This window comes from Burkholderia sp. NFPP32 (assembly GCF_900119325.1).
GTDB classification, from domain to species: Bacteria; Pseudomonadota; Gammaproteobacteria; order Burkholderiales; family Burkholderiaceae; genus Burkholderia; species Burkholderia pyrrocinia_C.
Map to the genome: position 1 here is coordinate 121,565 of NZ_FPJP01000012.1, position 15,156 is coordinate 136,720.

Annotated in this window: 16 protein-coding genes; 8 read left to right on the plus strand and 8 right to left on the minus strand. The window is 66.2% G+C overall.

All coding sequences use genetic code 11. From position 1 onward, the window contains the following. Window positions 1–14: 14 nt before the first annotated feature. Window positions 15–944: a DMT family transporter gene (locus BT264_RS22240; RefSeq protein ID WP_034184814.1), complete on the minus strand. Its 930-nt coding sequence runs from the start codon at window positions 942–944 to the stop codon at window positions 15–17. 300 nt (window positions 945–1,244) lie between these two features. On the opposite strand from BT264_RS22240, the gene BT264_RS22245 reads away from it, so the two are divergent. Then, window positions 1,245–1,679 carry a DUF1841 family protein gene (locus BT264_RS22245; protein WP_034184813.1) on the plus strand — a complete coding sequence of 145 codons (435 nt, stop codon included), beginning with the start codon at window positions 1,245–1,247 and terminating at the stop codon, window positions 1,677–1,679. Window positions 1,680–1,777: 98 nt separating this feature from the next. Here the strand turns inward: BT264_RS22245 and BT264_RS22250 are convergent, their stop codons facing one another. Beyond that, complete coding sequence (locus BT264_RS22250; protein ID WP_034184812.1) at window positions 1,778–2,137, minus strand: c-type cytochrome; 360 nt, start codon at window positions 2,135–2,137, stop codon at window positions 1,778–1,780. Window positions 2,138–2,177: 40 nt separating this feature from the next. After that, window positions 2,178–2,537 carry a c-type cytochrome gene (locus tag BT264_RS22255; protein ID WP_011885616.1) on the minus strand — a complete coding sequence of 120 codons (360 nt, stop codon included), beginning with the start codon at window positions 2,535–2,537 and terminating at the stop codon, window positions 2,178–2,180. A gap of 245 nt (window positions 2,538–2,782) precedes the next feature. Between BT264_RS22255 and BT264_RS22260 the strand changes: the two genes are divergently transcribed. From BT264_RS22260 to BT264_RS22280, 5 genes are all read left to right on the plus strand, one after another. Further along, on the plus strand, window positions 2,783–3,625 hold the full coding sequence (locus BT264_RS22260) for an AAA family ATPase (RefSeq protein WP_072440808.1): 843 nt from the start codon (window positions 2,783–2,785) through the stop codon (window positions 3,623–3,625). Between the two features lie 25 nt (window positions 3,626–3,650). After that, entirely contained in the window at window positions 3,651–4,826 is a 1,176-nt protein-coding gene (locus BT264_RS22265) for a vWA domain-containing protein (protein ID WP_059697977.1), read from the plus strand. A 57-nt stretch (window positions 4,827–4,883) separates the two neighbouring features. Further along, entirely contained in the window at window positions 4,884–6,095 is a 1,212-nt protein-coding gene (locus tag BT264_RS22270; RefSeq protein WP_072440810.1) for a benzoate/H(+) symporter BenE family transporter, read from the plus strand. 180 nt (window positions 6,096–6,275) lie between these two features. Further along, a complete protein-coding gene (gene tal, locus BT264_RS22275; RefSeq protein ID WP_072440811.1) occupies window positions 6,276–7,229 on the plus strand; it encodes a transaldolase in 954 nt (317 codons plus the stop codon). A gap of 240 nt (window positions 7,230–7,469) precedes the next feature. Next, complete coding sequence (locus BT264_RS22280; protein ID WP_072440943.1) at window positions 7,470–7,922, plus strand: VOC family protein; 453 nt, start codon at window positions 7,470–7,472, stop codon at window positions 7,920–7,922. Window positions 7,923–8,011: 89 nt separating this feature from the next. On the opposite strand, the gene mctP is transcribed toward BT264_RS22280, so the two are convergent. From mctP to BT264_RS22295, 3 genes are all read right to left on the minus strand, one after another. Continuing rightward, window positions 8,012–9,562, minus strand: a complete 1,551-nt coding sequence (gene mctP, locus BT264_RS22285; RefSeq protein ID WP_072440813.1) for a monocarboxylate uptake permease MctP — start codon at window positions 9,560–9,562, stop codon at window positions 8,012–8,014. Beyond that, complete coding sequence (locus BT264_RS22290) at window positions 9,559–9,801, minus strand: DUF3311 domain-containing protein (RefSeq protein ID WP_072440815.1); 243 nt, start codon at window positions 9,799–9,801, stop codon at window positions 9,559–9,561. The genes mctP and BT264_RS22290 overlap by 4 nt, the downstream gene beginning before the upstream one ends. Before the next feature lie 199 nt (window positions 9,802–10,000). Beyond that, the gene (locus tag BT264_RS22295; protein ID WP_072440816.1) at window positions 10,001–10,918 is read right to left on the minus strand and encodes a class I SAM-dependent methyltransferase; all 918 of its coding nucleotides are present in this window, start codon (window positions 10,916–10,918) and stop codon (window positions 10,001–10,003) included. Between the two features lie 298 nt (window positions 10,919–11,216). Between BT264_RS22295 and BT264_RS22300 the strand changes: the two genes are divergently transcribed. Continuing rightward, window positions 11,217–12,020: a hypothetical protein gene (locus BT264_RS22300; protein WP_072440944.1), complete on the plus strand. Its 804-nt coding sequence runs from the start codon at window positions 11,217–11,219 to the stop codon at window positions 12,018–12,020. Window positions 12,021–12,209: 189 nt separating this feature from the next. Continuing rightward, on the plus strand, window positions 12,210–14,012 hold the full coding sequence (locus tag BT264_RS22305) for an alkaline phosphatase D family protein (protein ID WP_072440818.1): 1,803 nt from the start codon (window positions 12,210–12,212) through the stop codon (window positions 14,010–14,012). Between the two features lie 68 nt (window positions 14,013–14,080). Here BT264_RS22305 and BT264_RS22310 read toward each other — a convergent pair whose 3' ends face one another. Beyond that, window positions 14,081–14,557, minus strand: a complete 477-nt coding sequence (locus BT264_RS22310; protein WP_072440820.1) for a DNA-deoxyinosine glycosylase — start codon at window positions 14,555–14,557, stop codon at window positions 14,081–14,083. Then, the gene (locus BT264_RS22315) at window positions 14,557–15,156 is read right to left on the minus strand and encodes a chorismate--pyruvate lyase family protein (RefSeq protein ID WP_072440946.1); all 600 of its coding nucleotides are present in this window, start codon (window positions 15,154–15,156) and stop codon (window positions 14,557–14,559) included. Before BT264_RS22315 ends, BT264_RS22310 begins: the two co-directional genes overlap by 1 nt.

Sequence of the window (15,156 nt, forward strand, 5' to 3'; positions counted from 1 at the left end):
CTTCCCCTCCCCGACTACGCGTTGGACGTCGCGGTCGCATCGTCGGCCGCCGCGCCGCCCGCGCGCACGAGCGCCAGCACGGCCGCAAGGATCGCGACGCCGCCCGCCCACTGCAGCGGCGACAGCGCTTCACCGAACAGCAGCGCCGCGAGCGCGACCGTCACGACCGGTTCGAGCGTCGACAGCATCGACGTGCGCGCGGCCCCGAGCCGCTCGAGCCCGGCGAAGAACGCGAGCATTGCCGCGACCGTCGAGACGAGCGCGATCGCGAGCATCGACGCCCAGCCGCCGGCCGTCGCGGGCCAGCGCGGCGGTGCGCCGAACGCCGCGGTCCGCACGACGGCGATCGCCACGAGCGTCGCGGTCGCCGACAGGCAGATGATCGCGGTGGTCGCGAGCGGATCGACGCCGCGCGTCGCCTTCGTGCCGCCGACGATGTACAGCGAATAGATCACCGCGGCGGCCAGCGCGAGCGCGATCCCGAGCGGCTCGCCGTGCCCGCCGCCGACCATCAGCGCCGAACCGGCGACGCACAGCACGAGCGCGACGGCCTTCGCGCGCGTGAGGCGCTCGCCGAGCCACCACGCGGCCAGCAGCGTGACGAACGCCGGATACAGGTACAGCAGCAGCGCGACGAGGCTCGCCTGCGCGTGCTGCAGCGCGCTGAAATAGCAGAATGACTGGCCGACGTAGCCGAGCGCGCCCATCGCCACGAGCGGCGCGAGCGCGCGTCCGCGCGGCCACGCGACACGGCGGTGCCGCGCGATCGCGGCGAGCACCGCGCCGCCGATCGCGAAGCGCACGATCAGCAGCCCGAGCACGTCGACGCCGGCCGCGTATGCGTACCGGCCGAAGATCGCCATCGCGCCGAACGCGGCGGCGGACAGCGCGACGTAGAGCGTGCCCTGCAGGGCGGCGGACGATGAGCGGGCGGTGGCGGTCATGACGGAACGGATGAGAACGGCGCGGTGAAGGGAATCGTCGGAGTTTAGCGGCGCGGCGGCGGCAAGCCTAGGGCCTGTTCACGCTTACCCGTTTCGCCGACCGGTACGGAGCGGCCGCAACCGGCTGCGGATTCAACCGGCCATCGCCGCGCACCCGCACCGCCAGGCAGTCCGCCCCGCTGCCGCTTGCCGCGCCAACCGCTCCAGCCCGCCGCCGGGCCGTCTCCAGCGCCGTCCGCCGACCCGGCGTACAATGCGCGACGCGGCACGACGCCGCCCGAATCACGACGTTCCCCCACCATGTTCAATCCAAGCCGCGACGAAGTGCGTCGCTTTTTCACCGAGACCTGGCGCAAGCAGCGCGCAGGCGAGATCCTGACGCCGCTGGAAGCGATGGCGGCCGACTGGATCGTCGAGCATCCCGAGTACCACGCCGAACTCGACGATGCCGACGGCGCGGCCGCGCGCAACTACACGCCAGAGGAAGGCCGCACGAATCCGTTCCTGCATCTGTCGATGCATCTCGCGATCAGCGAGCAGTTGTCGATCGACCAGCCGCCCGGCATCCGCGCCGCGCACGACAAGCTGGCGGCGAAACTCGACTCGACCCACGACGCGCAGCACGCGATCATGGAATGCCTCGGCGAGACGATCTGGGAAGCGCAGCGCACCAACACGCCGCCCGACACCGACGCGTACCTGCAGCGCATCCTGCGCCGCGCGTCGCGCGACTGAGCGCCGCGGCGCCGGCACGCAGCCCCGGGCCGCGGACAAAAAAATACCCCGCCTCGGCGGGGTATTTTTGCTGCGCGGGCCCGACAGGCCCGTCGCGCTTACTTCTTGAACACGAGATCGGTCTCTTTCAGCGATTCGATGTAGGCCGCGATGTCCTTCATGTCGCTGACCGACAGGCTCTGCACCTGCGCCTGCATGATCGCGTTGTTGCGGCCGATCAGCGGGTTCGTCAGGCCCATCTGGTACTGGCGCATCGCCCACACGAGGTAGTCGGCATGCTGGCCGGCGAGGCGCGGATATTCGGCGTTGATCGGCTTGTTCATCTGCGCGCCGTGGCAGGCCGCGCAGTTGTGCGATTCGACCAGTTCCTTGCCCTTCGTGGTGTCCGCAGCGTGCGCGGTACCGATCGCGAGGCCGGCCGCCAGTGCAACCGCCGCCGTCTTGAATGCGTTGTTCATGAATGCTCCTGTCCCGCCGGAGAGATCGGCGGCGCGCGCTTTACTTGTAGGGATTGTCCTTCGTGTCGGCCTTCTGGGCGGCGTAGTAGGCCGCCAGATCCGCGATGTCCTGGTCCGTCAGCGAACCGGCGATCGCGTTCATCGACGGGAAATGACGATCCTTCTTGCGGTAGGCCTTCAGCGCGTTCTCGAGGTATTGCTGGTTCTGGCCGCCGAGGACAGGCACCCGGTAGACCTCCGGGTACGCCGCGCGGTAGTCCTGGATGCCGTGGCAACCGATGCACATGGCGGCCTTGCTCGCCCCGTCCTTCGGGTTGCCGACCACACCGGCCGCCTGCGCGCTGCCCGCGAGCGCCACGAGCGCTGCGACAACGACGTGTTTGCCGACGAATTTGTTCATAGCTCTTGTAACCTAGCTTGAGGGGAAACTGGCGCCTAAGCGGCAACGGCCCGCGCCGTTTTGCTTATCGGATCGCCACGCAGGCCAAAAAAAACGGCCAGATTGTACCGCGTCGGCGGGGAACGCGTCCACCAGGCGCCCCGGTCCGCCCCGCCACAGCCCCGCTACGATACGCGGGCGCGGCCCAACCGCACAGCCCTTCTGACTTATACTGGGTTTTTTTCCCGAGAAAGAAGAGCGCCGCCATGCGTTTCGAAGGGTCCTCGCACTACGTCGCCACCGACGATCTGAAGCTCGCGGTCAATGCCGCGCTGACGCTGCAACGCCCGCTGCTGATCAAGGGCGAGCCCGGCACCGGCAAGACCATGCTCGCCGAGGAAGTGGCCGCCGCGCTCGACATGCCGCTGTTGCAGTGGCACATCAAGTCGACGACGAAGGCGCAGCAGGGCCTGTACGAATACGACGCTGTGTCGCGGCTGCGCGACTCGCAGCTCGGCGACGAGCGCGTGAAGGACATCTCGAACTACATCGTCGAGGGCGTGCTGTGGCAGGCGTTCGACGCCGAGCACCCGAGCGTGCTGCTGATCGACGAGATCGACAAGGCCGACATCGAATTCCCGAACGACCTGCTGCGCGAGCTCGACCGGATGGAATTCCACGTGTACGAGACGCGCGAGACGGTACGCGCGAAGCACCGCCCGCTCGTCATCATCACGTCGAACAACGAGAAGGAGCTGCCCGACGCGTTCCTGCGCCGCTGCTTCTTCCACTACATCCAGTTTCCCGACCCGTCGACGATGCAGAAGATCGTCGCGGTCCACTTCCCCGACATCCGCGAGGAACTGCTGCGCGCGGCGCTCGAGAGTTTCTTCGAATTGCGCGGCGTGTCGGGCCTGAAGAAGAAACCGTCGACGTCCGAGCTGCTCGACTGGCTGAAGCTGCTGCTCGCCGAGAACCTCCCGGCCGACGCGCTGCGCGGCACGGACGCGAAGCAGATCGTGCCGCCGCTCGCGGGCGCGCTGCTGAAGAACGAGCAGGACCTGAGCCTGCTCGAACGGCTCGTCTACATGAACCGGCACAACCGGTAATCTCCCCACCCGCGAAGGCCCGGCCATGCTGCTCAATTTCTTCTACGCGCTGCGCGCAGCCAAGCTGCCCGTCTCGGTGAAGGAATACCTGACGCTGCTCGAAGCGCTGAAGGCCGGGCTGATCTCGCCGTCGATCGACGCGTTCTACTTCCTCGCGCGGATGACGCTCGTCAAGGACGAGCAGTACTTCGACAAGTTCGACCAGGCGTTCGGCGCGTATTTCCACGGCGTGTCCGCGCTGCCGTCCGAAGCGTTCGACATTCCGCTCGACTGGCTCGAGAAGCGCCTCGAGCGCGAGCTGTCGCCGGAGGAAAAGGCGCAGATCGAAGCGATGGGCGGGCTCGACAAGCTGATGGAGCGTCTGAAGGCACTGCTCGACGAGCAGAAGGAACGCCACGAAGGCGGCAACAAGTGGATCGGCACGGGCGGCACGTCGCCGTTCGGGCATGGCGGCTACAACCCGGAAGGCGTGCGCATCGGCGGCCCGTCGAACGGCAACCGCACCGCGGTGAAGGTGTGGGAAGCGCGCGCATACCGCGACTACGACGATTCCGTCGAGATCGGCACGCGCAACATCAAGGTCGCGCTGCGGCGGCTGCGCCGCTTCGCGCGCGAAGGCGCGGCCGAGGAGCTCGACCTGCCCGGCACGATCCGCAGCACGGCCGCAAACGCGGGCTGGCTCGACCTGCGGATGGTGCCCGAGCGCCACAACAACGTGAAGGTGCTGATGCTGCTCGACGTCGGCGGCTCGATGGACGACCACATCAAGCGCACCGAAGAGCTGTTCTCGGCCGCGAAGGCCGAATTCAAGCACCTGGAATTCTTCTACTTCCACAACTGCGTGTACGACCACCTGTGGAAGAACAACCGCCGCCGCCACTCGGAGCGCACCGCGACGTGGGACGTGCTGCACAAGTTCACGCCCGACTACAAGCTGATCTTCGTCGGCGACGCGACGATGAGCCCGTACGAAGTGCTGCAGCCCGGCGGCTCGGTCGAATACAACAACCCGGAAGCCGGCGCCGTATGGCTGCGCCGCCTCGCCGACCAGTTCCCCCATCATGCATGGCTGAACCCCGAGCCCGAGCGGCTATGGGAATACCGGCAGTCGGTCGCGGTCATCCGCGACCTGCTCGGCCATCGCATGTATCCGCTCACGCTCGCGGGCCTCGAAACCGCGATGCGCGCACTCAGCAAGTAACGCATCCAACCAGCAGACACGAAGGCCGCGTCCAGGCGGCCTCCTCCCGGAGATAGCATGAACCCCTCGCCCACCGCGAGCGCGGGCCGCGCCGGCGGCCGCCGCTTTTTCGCCGACACGTCCGTCTCGGCACTCGTCGCCGGCTTCGTCGCGATGATGACGGGCTACACGAGTTCGCTCGTGCTGATGTTCCAGGCCGGCCGCGCCGCGCACCTCACCGATGCGCAGATCTCGTCGTGGATCTGGGCGCTGTCGATCGGCATGGCGCTGACGACGATCGGCCTGTCGCTGCGCTTTCGCGCGCCGGTCGTCGTCGCGTGGTCGACGCCCGGCGCAGCGCTCTTGATCGCGTCGCTGCCCGGCGTGCCCTACGCCGAGGCGATCGGCGCGTTCGTCGTGTGTGCGCTGCTGCTGACGGCCATCGGCGTAAGCGGCCTGTTCGACACGCTGATGCGCCGGATTCCGGCCGGCATCGCAGCCGCCTTGCTCGCGGGCATCCTGTTCGAGATCGGCATCGAGATCTTCCGCGCCGCGCAGTTCCAGACCGCGCTCGTGCTCGCGATGTTCTTCACGTACCTGATCGTCAAGCGGCTCGCGCCGCGCTATGCGATCGTAACGACGCTGATCGTCGGCACGGCGGTGGCCGGCGGCCTCGGCCTGCTCGACTTCAGCCGCTTCCACGTCGCGCTCGCGCAGCCCGTGTTCACGATGCCCGCGTTTTCGATCGCGTCGATCGTCAGCATCGGCATTCCGCTGTTCGTCGTCGCGATGGCGTCGCAGAACGTGCCGGGCATCGCGGTGCTGCGCGCGGACGGCTATCGGACGCCGTCGTCGCCGCTGATCGCGACGACCGGCCTCGCGTCATTGCTGCTCGCGCCGTTCGGCTCGCACGGCGTGAACCTCGCGGCGATCACCGCCGCGATCTGCACGGGCCCCGAAGCGCATGAAGATCACGCGAAGCGCTACACGGCCGCCGTGTGGTGCGGCACGTTCTACCTGGTCGCCGGGATCTTCGGCGCGACGATCGCCGCGCTGTTCGCGGCGCTTCCGAAGGCGCTCGTCGTGTCGGTCGCCGCGCTCGCGCTGTTCGGCTCGATCATGAGCGGGCTCGCGAACGCGATGCAGGACGTGAAGCAGCGCGAAGCCGCGCTCGTCACGTTCATGGTCACCGCGTCGGGCCTCACGCTGCTGTCGATCGGCTCGGCGTTCTGGGGGCTCGTCGCGGGGATCGTCACGCAGGTGATCCTGAACGCGCGGCGCCCGGCGTGACGCGGCTCGCCGCCCGCCGCGGCGGTTGACGTGCACACCGCGGGACGTCCCAAAACGTGCCCGACACGAATCGGGCCTAAAATGATGGATCGAAAGCGGCGCCCGGCGCCGCTTCGCTTCGCCGCCGCGCTCGCGCGGCCCGTGAGAACCCGGCGCCCCGCGCCCTTCTTCCGAATCGCCATGACTACCGCACTCGACCAGCTGAAGCAGTACACGACCGTCGTCGCCGACACGGGCGACTTCCAGCAGCTTGCGCAATACAAGCCGCAGGACGCGACCACGAACCCGTCGCTGATCCTGAAGGCCGTCCAGAAGGATGCGTACAAGCCGATCCTCGAGAAAACCGTCCGCGATCATCGCAACGAAAGCACCGACTTCATCATCGACCGCCTGCTGATCGCGTTCGGCACCGAGATCCTGAAGCTGATCCCGGGCCGCGTGTCGACCGAGGTCGACGCGCGCCTGTCGTTCGACGCGAAGCGCTCGATCGACAAGGCGCACGAACTGATCAAGCTGTACGAAGCAGCCGGCATCGGCCGCGAACGCATCCTGATCAAGCTCGCGTCGACGTGGGAAGGCATCCGCGCGGCCGAGGTGCTGCAGAAGGAAGGGATCAAGTGCAACATGACCCTGCTTTTCTCGCTCGTGCAGGCCGCCGCGTGCGCGGAAGCCGGCGCGCAACTGATCTCGCCGTTCGTCGGCCGCATCTACGACTGGTACAAGAAGCAGGCCGGCGCGGAATGGGATGAAGCGAAGGACGGCGGTGCGAACGACCCTGGCGTGCAGTCGGTGCGCCGCATCTACACGTACTACAAGACGTTCGGCTACAACACCGAAGTGATGGGTGCGAGCTTCCGCACGACCAGCCAGATCACCGAACTCGCCGGCTGCGACCTGCTGACGATCAGTCCCGATTTGCTGCAGAAGCTGCAGGACAGCAACGAGACGGTTTCGCGCAAGCTGTCGCCGGAAGCACTGCAGGACAAGCCGGCCGAACGCGTGGCGATCGACGAGGCGTCGTTCCGCTTCCAGTTGAACGACGAAGCGATGGCAACCGAAAAACTCGCCGAAGGCATCCGCGTGTTCGCCGCCGATGCGGTGAAGCTCGAGAAGCTGATCGACGCGCTGCGCTGAAGCGTGCCGCGCGTCAGCGGCTGTCAGCAGCACTGACAACAGCCGTCAGCAAGCGCGCCGCAAACGGCCGCGAACGTGATGTTCGCGGCCGTTTTATTTTTCATTCCATCGTCAAGCACGCGCACTACAATCCACGTCACGGGTGCGCCGGCCGCCTCTCGACGTGCCCCTTCCCAGTCAATCTTGCACGACGCCGAACCCGCGCCGACGCGCGGGCCCGACCCACTACAGGAGACAACGATGCAAGTTCAACCGTACCTGACGTTCTACGGTCGCGCCGACGAAGCCCTTCGATTCTACGAAAAGGCGCTCGGCGCGAAGACGATGTTCAAGATGCACTTCAAGGATGCGCCGCCGAATCCCGAACACGCGATCACGCCCGAGATGGCCGACAAGGTGATGCATGCGAGCTTCACGATCGGCGACTCGATGATCATGTGCTCGGACGGCGACTGCAGCCAGCCGGCCGGCACGCACGCCGGCTATTCGCTGTCGCTGAACCCGGCGACGGTCGAGGAAGGCAAGAAGCTGTTCGATGCGCTCGCCGACGGCGGCGAAGTGACGATGCCGTTCGGCAAGACGTTCTGGGCGCTCGGCTTCGGGATGGCGAAGGACCGTTTCGGCGTGCACTGGATGGTCAACGTCGAGGATCTGTCGCAACGCGAGGAACTCGCGAAGCGCGCACAGGGCTGACGTAAAAAACACGCCCGCCACCTCACGGTGGCGGGCGTGTTCGTTGTTGCGTCGCGCGAGCCGCGGCGGCGGCCGTCGCGCCGCCCGCGTCAGCCTTCGACGACGTCGAGATAATCCTCCGGCCGCGTGCGATCCTCCGCATGCGCCATGCCCATCACGCGCACCAGCACGCTCACCACGATCGACACCACGAGGTTCACGATCAGCGACCACACGGCCGCGTAGCCGGGAATCGCGAGGCCGAACAGGTGGATCGTGAAGATCGAGCTCGCGAGCTTCAGCGACACCGCCATCCACGTGCCGCACACGATGCCGGCCGCCCAGCCGATCAGCAGGCCGCGATGGTCGAGCAGGCGCGTGTACAGGCCGAGCACGATCGCGGGCAGCGTCTGGATGATCCAGATCCCGCCGAGCAGTTGCAACTGGATCGCGTAGGTCAGCGGCAGCCCGAGGATGAACGCGACCGCGCCGACCTTCACGATCAGCGAAGTGAGCTTCGCGACGTGCGTCTCCTGGTCGTGCGTCATGTTGCGGTTGATGAACTCGCGGTGGATGTTGCGCGTGTACAGGTTCGCGGCCGCGATCGACATGATCGCCGCCGGCACCAGCGCGCCGATGCCGATCGCCGCGAACGCGACGCCGACGAACCACGACGGGAAATACTCGAGGAACAGCGCGGGCACCGCGAAGTTCGGGCCGAACGCCTTGAAGTACGGCGCGTACTGCGGCATGTCCTTCACGCCCGCCGCAAGCGCCATGTAGCCGAGCAGCGCGAGCAGGCCGAGCACGAACGAGTAAGCGGGCAGCATCGCCATGTTGCGGCGGATCGAGTTGCCCGACGACGACGACAGGATGGCCGTGACCGAGTGCGGATACAGGAACAGCGCGAGCGCCGAGCCGATCGCGAGCGTCACGTACGCGCTGTAGCCGTTCAGGCTCGCCGCGTCCGGCGCCTTCAGCAGCAGCTTCGCGGGCGGCACGTGAGCGAAGATCTGCCCGAAGCCGCCGAGCTTCGCGGGAATCACGATGACCGCCGCGGCAATCGTGATGTAGATCAGGACGTCCTTCACGATCGCGATCATCGCGGGCGCGCGCAGCCCCGACGTGTACGTGTACGCGGCGAGGATCGCGAACGCGATGATCAGCGGCAGGTCGCCGACGAAGCCGGTCGTGTCGAAACCGAGCGCGCCGATCACCACTTCGATGCCGACGAGCTGCAGCGCGATGTACGGCATCGTCGCGAGGATGCCCGTCACCGCGATCGCGAGTGCGAGCATCCGGCTGCCGTAGCGCGCATTGACGAAGTCGGCGGCCGTCACGTAGCCATGCCGCTTCGCGATGCTCCACAGCTTCGGAAACACGACGAACGCGAACGGATAGATCAGGATCGTATAAGGCAGCGCGAAGAAGCCCATCGCGCCGGCGCCGAACACGAGCGCGGGCACCGCGACGAACGTATATGCCGTGTAGAGGTCGCCGCCGAGCAGGAACCATGTGACGATCGTGCCGAAGCGGCGTCCGCCGAGGCCCCATTCGTCGAGATGGGCAAGATCGCCGCGCCGCCAGTTCGCGGCCAGGAAACCGATGATCGTGACGCCGATGAACAGCAGGACGAAGACGAAGGTTGCGCCGAGATTCATCGCGCACCTCCCTGCGGGCCGCTCGCCTTCCACGCGTTCTTGGTCTTGAAGTACACGAACGCGGTGATCGCCGCGCTAATGAAGACCCACAGCAACTGGTACCAGTAGAAAAACGGAAAGCCGAGCCATTGCGGATCGACCTTGTTGTACGACGGCACCCAGACCATCGCGATCAGCGGCAGTACCAGCAGCCAGAGCCAGCGCTTGGCGGCTCGGTTGGCGTCGGCATCGTGAGCCATGACGTCTCCTCATCTTTCCCGGTTATCGATCTTGTTGAGCGGGTACGGCGGCGAGAGGAGCGGCAAAACGGGTAGGCTGCGGCTCCGCTGGCTTCGCGCCAGTATAGGAGCCGCGAGCACGCGGTCAAGCAGGGGCGAACCCGAGGTGATCCGCCCCTTGTCGCGCGGTTGCACCGGCATGCCGCCGGCGCATGAAGCGTCAGATCGCGAACGACACGTCGCGTGCGCCGGTCGTTTCTTTCAAAGCTTTCACCCACTTGCGCGCGGGCAGCTTCAGCGTGTCCTCGATCAGCTTCGCGCGTGCGTCGAGCTGCGCGAACGGCACGTCGAGCGCGGGGCCCGAGAACGCGATCGCGATCCGGTTGCCGTCGTGCACTTCGGGCAGCGCGATCACGCGATGATCGAACGCCGCGTTCAGGTGCTTCATGTTGCGCACGAAGCTCGGATGATCGCCGAACAGGTTGATCGTCGCGATGCCCGCGTCGGCGAGGCAGCCGCGCACCGCGCGGTAGAACGCGACGCTGTCGAGCACGGGGCCGCGCGCGGTCGCGTCGTACAGGTCGATCTGGATCGCGCCCGTCGTGCCGCGATTGGCCGGATCGTTGACGAAATCCCAGGCGTCGGCTTCGTGCACGGCGAGGCGCGCGTCGTCAGGCGGCATCGCGAACATCGTGCGCGCGGCGACGATCACGGCCGGGTTCAGCTCGACGGCCTCGACCTTCGCGTGCGGCAGGAAGCGGTGCGAGAACTTGGTCAGCGCGCCGGTGCCGAGCCCGAGCTGGACGATCCGCTCGGGCGTTTCGAGGAACAGCAGCCACGCCATCATCTGCTGTGCGTATTCGAGTTCGATATGCAGCGGCTTCGAAATCCGCATCGCACCCTGCACCCATTCGGTGCCGAAGTGCAGGAAGCGCACGCCGCCCTCTTCGGAGAACGTGACGGGCGCGAAGCGCGGCTTGCGCGGCGCTTCGAGCACGGGCACGTCGTCGTGTTCGTCGATTTCCGGGCGGCGCTTCACGCGCGGCGGCTGGAGTTTTTCGGAGCCGTTGTAGGAGGACGGCTTGCCTTGCTTGAACGCACGCGCCTCGGCGGACGCACGCTTGATCAGTCGGGTCATGATTGAATCTCGTTGGGTGACGCTGGATGAGCGGACGAGAGGATAGCATTGGTGCGGGTGGGGGCCGCCGAGACAGATCGCCCCTTGCGCTCCGTCGACCGACCGACGTGCAACCGCGCTCGGCGTGAACGATAATGCATCGCATCGGCGTTAGAGGAAGTTGCCTGATGAAGACCGCCACCTTTCCACCCGTCCACGTCGAGCCGCAACGGCTCGCTGCCACGACGAGGGACCACATGGCCTCGAACGACAAGAAGAGTTGCTGGAATGGCTCATACTGGAAAACCTGGAGGTTTCAATGGCCGATCACGACAGACAACATCCACTACGCCCGTTCCTGAAAAACTGGGTTTGGGAGCACGGTCGAATCGGGACTCGCTATCTGGACTGCGTCGATGGCGAAATCAAGTTCGACGAAGGCAAGAAATCGCATTTCGCTGCCGAGAAATATATCTACGTGCCCCTGGGTAAGAACGCCGACGACGATGCATCTGCGGATGGTCCTGCGATCCACGAGTCGGGACTCGCCCGCTTTTTGCGGGCTGCGCAGTTGGGCACGCCAGAGGAAGCCGGTTCCGTAGCGGAGGTTCAGCGCGCAGTGCAGGACTGCGTGGAGATCGGCATGTTCAGCGCGTATCAATGGGAGGCTCGAAAGGCATTTGCCCGCTACGCGCAGGAACCCATGTTCGAGGACGAGATCCGCGCGGCGGTTGTCGACGACATCCGGCGAATTTACGTCGGCATGAGAGAGCAGCTGGCGCTGTACGATTTCAGTGTGCTCTACGGCTTGCCCACGCCGCTGCTGATCAGCGATACACCCTTCATCGACTGGCGCGTGATCGCCAGTCCGGCACTTCCGTTCGTATCGCTTCCGCTGGGACCTTACTGCCTGCTGGTAGGCGCGCCGTCGGGCAGGAGCAGCCGAGTCGGCCCGGTGGTCTGGAAGGCCGCTGCCGCGATGGGTCCGTTGAAGGACCACAACCGTCGGATCGAGGAGCACGCACGTCTGTGGCTGGTGGCGACCACCGATGACCAACTCGTCGCGGCACAAAGTCGCATTGCCGCGGCCATGGGCGCCAAGCAAGGCGATGCGAAGCCCTGACCCGTGGAGTCGAGTCGTGGCGCGGCAGCTTCGGGTTCGGTTTGTCCGTTGCCGCTCCTTTCGATTTCGCAACCGGCCGTTCGGCGCGGAGAAGTCGAACGGCACTGAAGGTTCGCGAGGCACGATCGCGTACTGCTGCATCGCGACGCGCCTCTCCCGGCATCCATAGTATGCCGATCGGGAGGATCGATGGATCGCCGCCATTTCCTCAAGTCGTCGACCTTTTTCACGATTGCGGCAGCCACCGGTACGCTTGGCGTTCCGCGGTCGGTCCCGTCTGCCGGCACAGTGCGCAAAGGCCGGTATCGGTTCCCGCAGGGCGTCGCCAGCGGCGATCCGCGCGATCGCTCCATCGTGTTCTGGACGCGATGCGTGCCAGTCTTCGAGGACGCGCGGCACCGCGCAAAAGGCGTCGCGCACACGATACCGTTACGGCTCGAAGTATCGACGCGGCCGGATTTCTCGACTCTCGTCGCCAGCGTACCGTTGAGGGCACGCGCCACCTATGATTTCACCGTGCGCGCGAAGGTCACGCAGCTCTCACCGAATATCACGTATCACTACCGGTTCGTCGCCGGCGACGACGCGAGTGCCAGCGGCGTCGCGCGCACGGCTCCGGATGCCCATGAGGCCAACGACCGCGTTCGCTTCGCATGGCTCACCTGCCAGGACTGGAGCATCAATCACTGGCAAGCCATGAGCCTGCTGGCAGCCGAAAGCGATCTCGATTTCGTCGTGCATGTGGGCGATTACATCTATGAAACGGTTGGGGCCTCGAGACCCGGCGCGGTCGAGGCGGCGCATCCTCCGCTGCGCCTGCCTGACGGAAAACCTCTCGCCGATGGCCGCCTGTATGCCGATACGCTCGAAGACTATCGGACGCTCTACCGCACCTATCGTACCGACCCGCGCTTGCAGACGCTGCACCGGCGCCTGCCGATGATCGCGATATGGGACGACCACGAATTTTCCGACGACTGCTGGCAGGATCGTCAGGTCTACACCAACGAGGAAAGGCAGGAGACGCAGCGTCGCCGCAACGCCAGTCGCGCATGGGCGGAGTACATGCCGGTGGACTGGAGCGACGTGCGCTTCGAACCGGACAATCCGTCGTACACCAACATTCGTATCTATCGCGAATTTCGCTTCGGCATGCTGATGCATCTCGTGATGACGGACGAGCGGCTGTATCGCGACGACCATGTCGTAAGCGAGGCGGCTGTCGCGCGCACACACGGGCACGACCCGGTCAATGGCGATGACGCAGCCGGCTCGCGCTACTTCGTCAACCAGAATGTGCTGCAGCGCTTCGAGGCGCGGGATACCGCGCAGCTTGGACGCGCGCCGTCGATGCTCGGCCCGGAGCAGACGCAATGGTGGAAGGCCACGCTAAAGGGTTCGCCCGCGACCTGGAAGGTGTGGGGCAACGAGGTGATGTTGAACCGTCTGTGGGCCGTGATGCCAGGCGCGCCGAAGACACCGGCAGCACGCCTCGTGGTCGATTGCGACGCATGGGACGGTTATCCGGCGCACAAACACGAACTGCTCTCATACTTGAACGAACAGGGGATCCGCAACGTCGTCGCGATCAGCGGGGACCTGCATGCGTTTCAGTGCGGCGTCGTGCGGGACGACCCCGATCCTGCAAAAGGTACGCCCGTGGCAGTCGATTTCGTCTGCGCAGGCATCAGCAGCGCGTCCTTCTATTCCTACGTGAAAGCCGCATGGGGCGGCACGCCGCTTGCGTCGCTGGCCGCCACCCCGGCCAAACTCGACACCTTCCTGATGACGAACAACCCCGACCTGCGCTACGCCGACCACGACGCGCAGGGTTATGCGTCGGCCACCGTCACGCCGGAGCGTTTTTCCGTGGTGTTCAACAAAGTGAGGCCGTTGAACCCGGACGGCACCGCACCCGCGGATGCCCTGCTCGACCGCACGCGGCTGACCGTGCCCAAGGACTCGGTCGAGGTACGCGTCGAGCGCTTCTAGCTTCACGCTTCAGCGATGGCGCATGCTCGCGCAGCGCATCGAAGTCGTTCGAACCGGTTGAGGTCTGGCTAATTTTCGACTTCGCGCCAACGCAGCAGCTTTTGCTCGAACGAAAGCGAAGCATTTGCCGGGCTCGAAGACGGCAGAACGAGCGTTTCGTAACCGGCGGCGCCGATCACTTCAGCAAACCGCCCTGCCGTCTTGCCGTTGAAGCAGACCTTCTTCAGCAACGGCGCATGCTCACGCAATGAGTCGAAGTCGTTCGGCTTCGCATTCCGAATCGCCGAATCGAGACTGCCTTCGCGATGGCACGCGGCGAGCACGTCCCAGATGCCGATGCCGTGCTTTAGCACGCGTTCGAGCCGCGCATCGTAAGCGAGCGCGTGCAGTTCCGGCTCACGCAGAACCGCCCCCAAAAGCCGCCAGAACTGATTGCGCGGATGCGCGTAATACTGCGCGGCATCGAGCGATGCCTCGCCCGGAAAGCTGCCGAGGATCATCGTATGCGTATTCGGCCCGACCACCGGCCCGAAGCCCTGCAGCATCACGCGCCTCCGCCCTGGCCGCCCGAGCGCGGCCCGTCGCCATGCGCGTCGAGATGACGCCACAGCGCCGGCAGCATGCACTCGGTGACCATCAACGGTTTGCCGTGACGCTGGAACACCGAGCGCCGCGCCACGAACGCGTGCGGCGCTCGCGCGCCTGCGCCAAGCGCATGACTGGCAAGCGCATACAGCGGATGGCCGGCGATCACGCGCCGGCTGACGAGCGCCGAGCGCTCGACCTGCGGATCGCTGTACAGCAGCTCCGCCAGCGGCCGCGTGCGCAGCCGCCGCATCGCCTGCCATACGCCCTTGCTTGCGGCGAGCGGCGCGATGCTGTGCGCGGCGACGTACGGCGTACCGTCGACCGACAGGAGCACCTCGCGCACCCACATCGGTGCGCGCGGCGAACTGGCGAGCGCGTCGGGCTCGTCGAACCACGGACAGTCGACGGCCTCGCGCGTCACGCGCACGTTCACGCGGCCGAGCCGCGCGAGATGCGCGGTCAGCGATCCGCCGCGCGTCAGCCAGTCGCGCTGGTCGAGCGTGCAGCCAGGCCGCGGCGTCTCGCGCCAGCCGGCCTGACCGCCGTCGAATCGCAT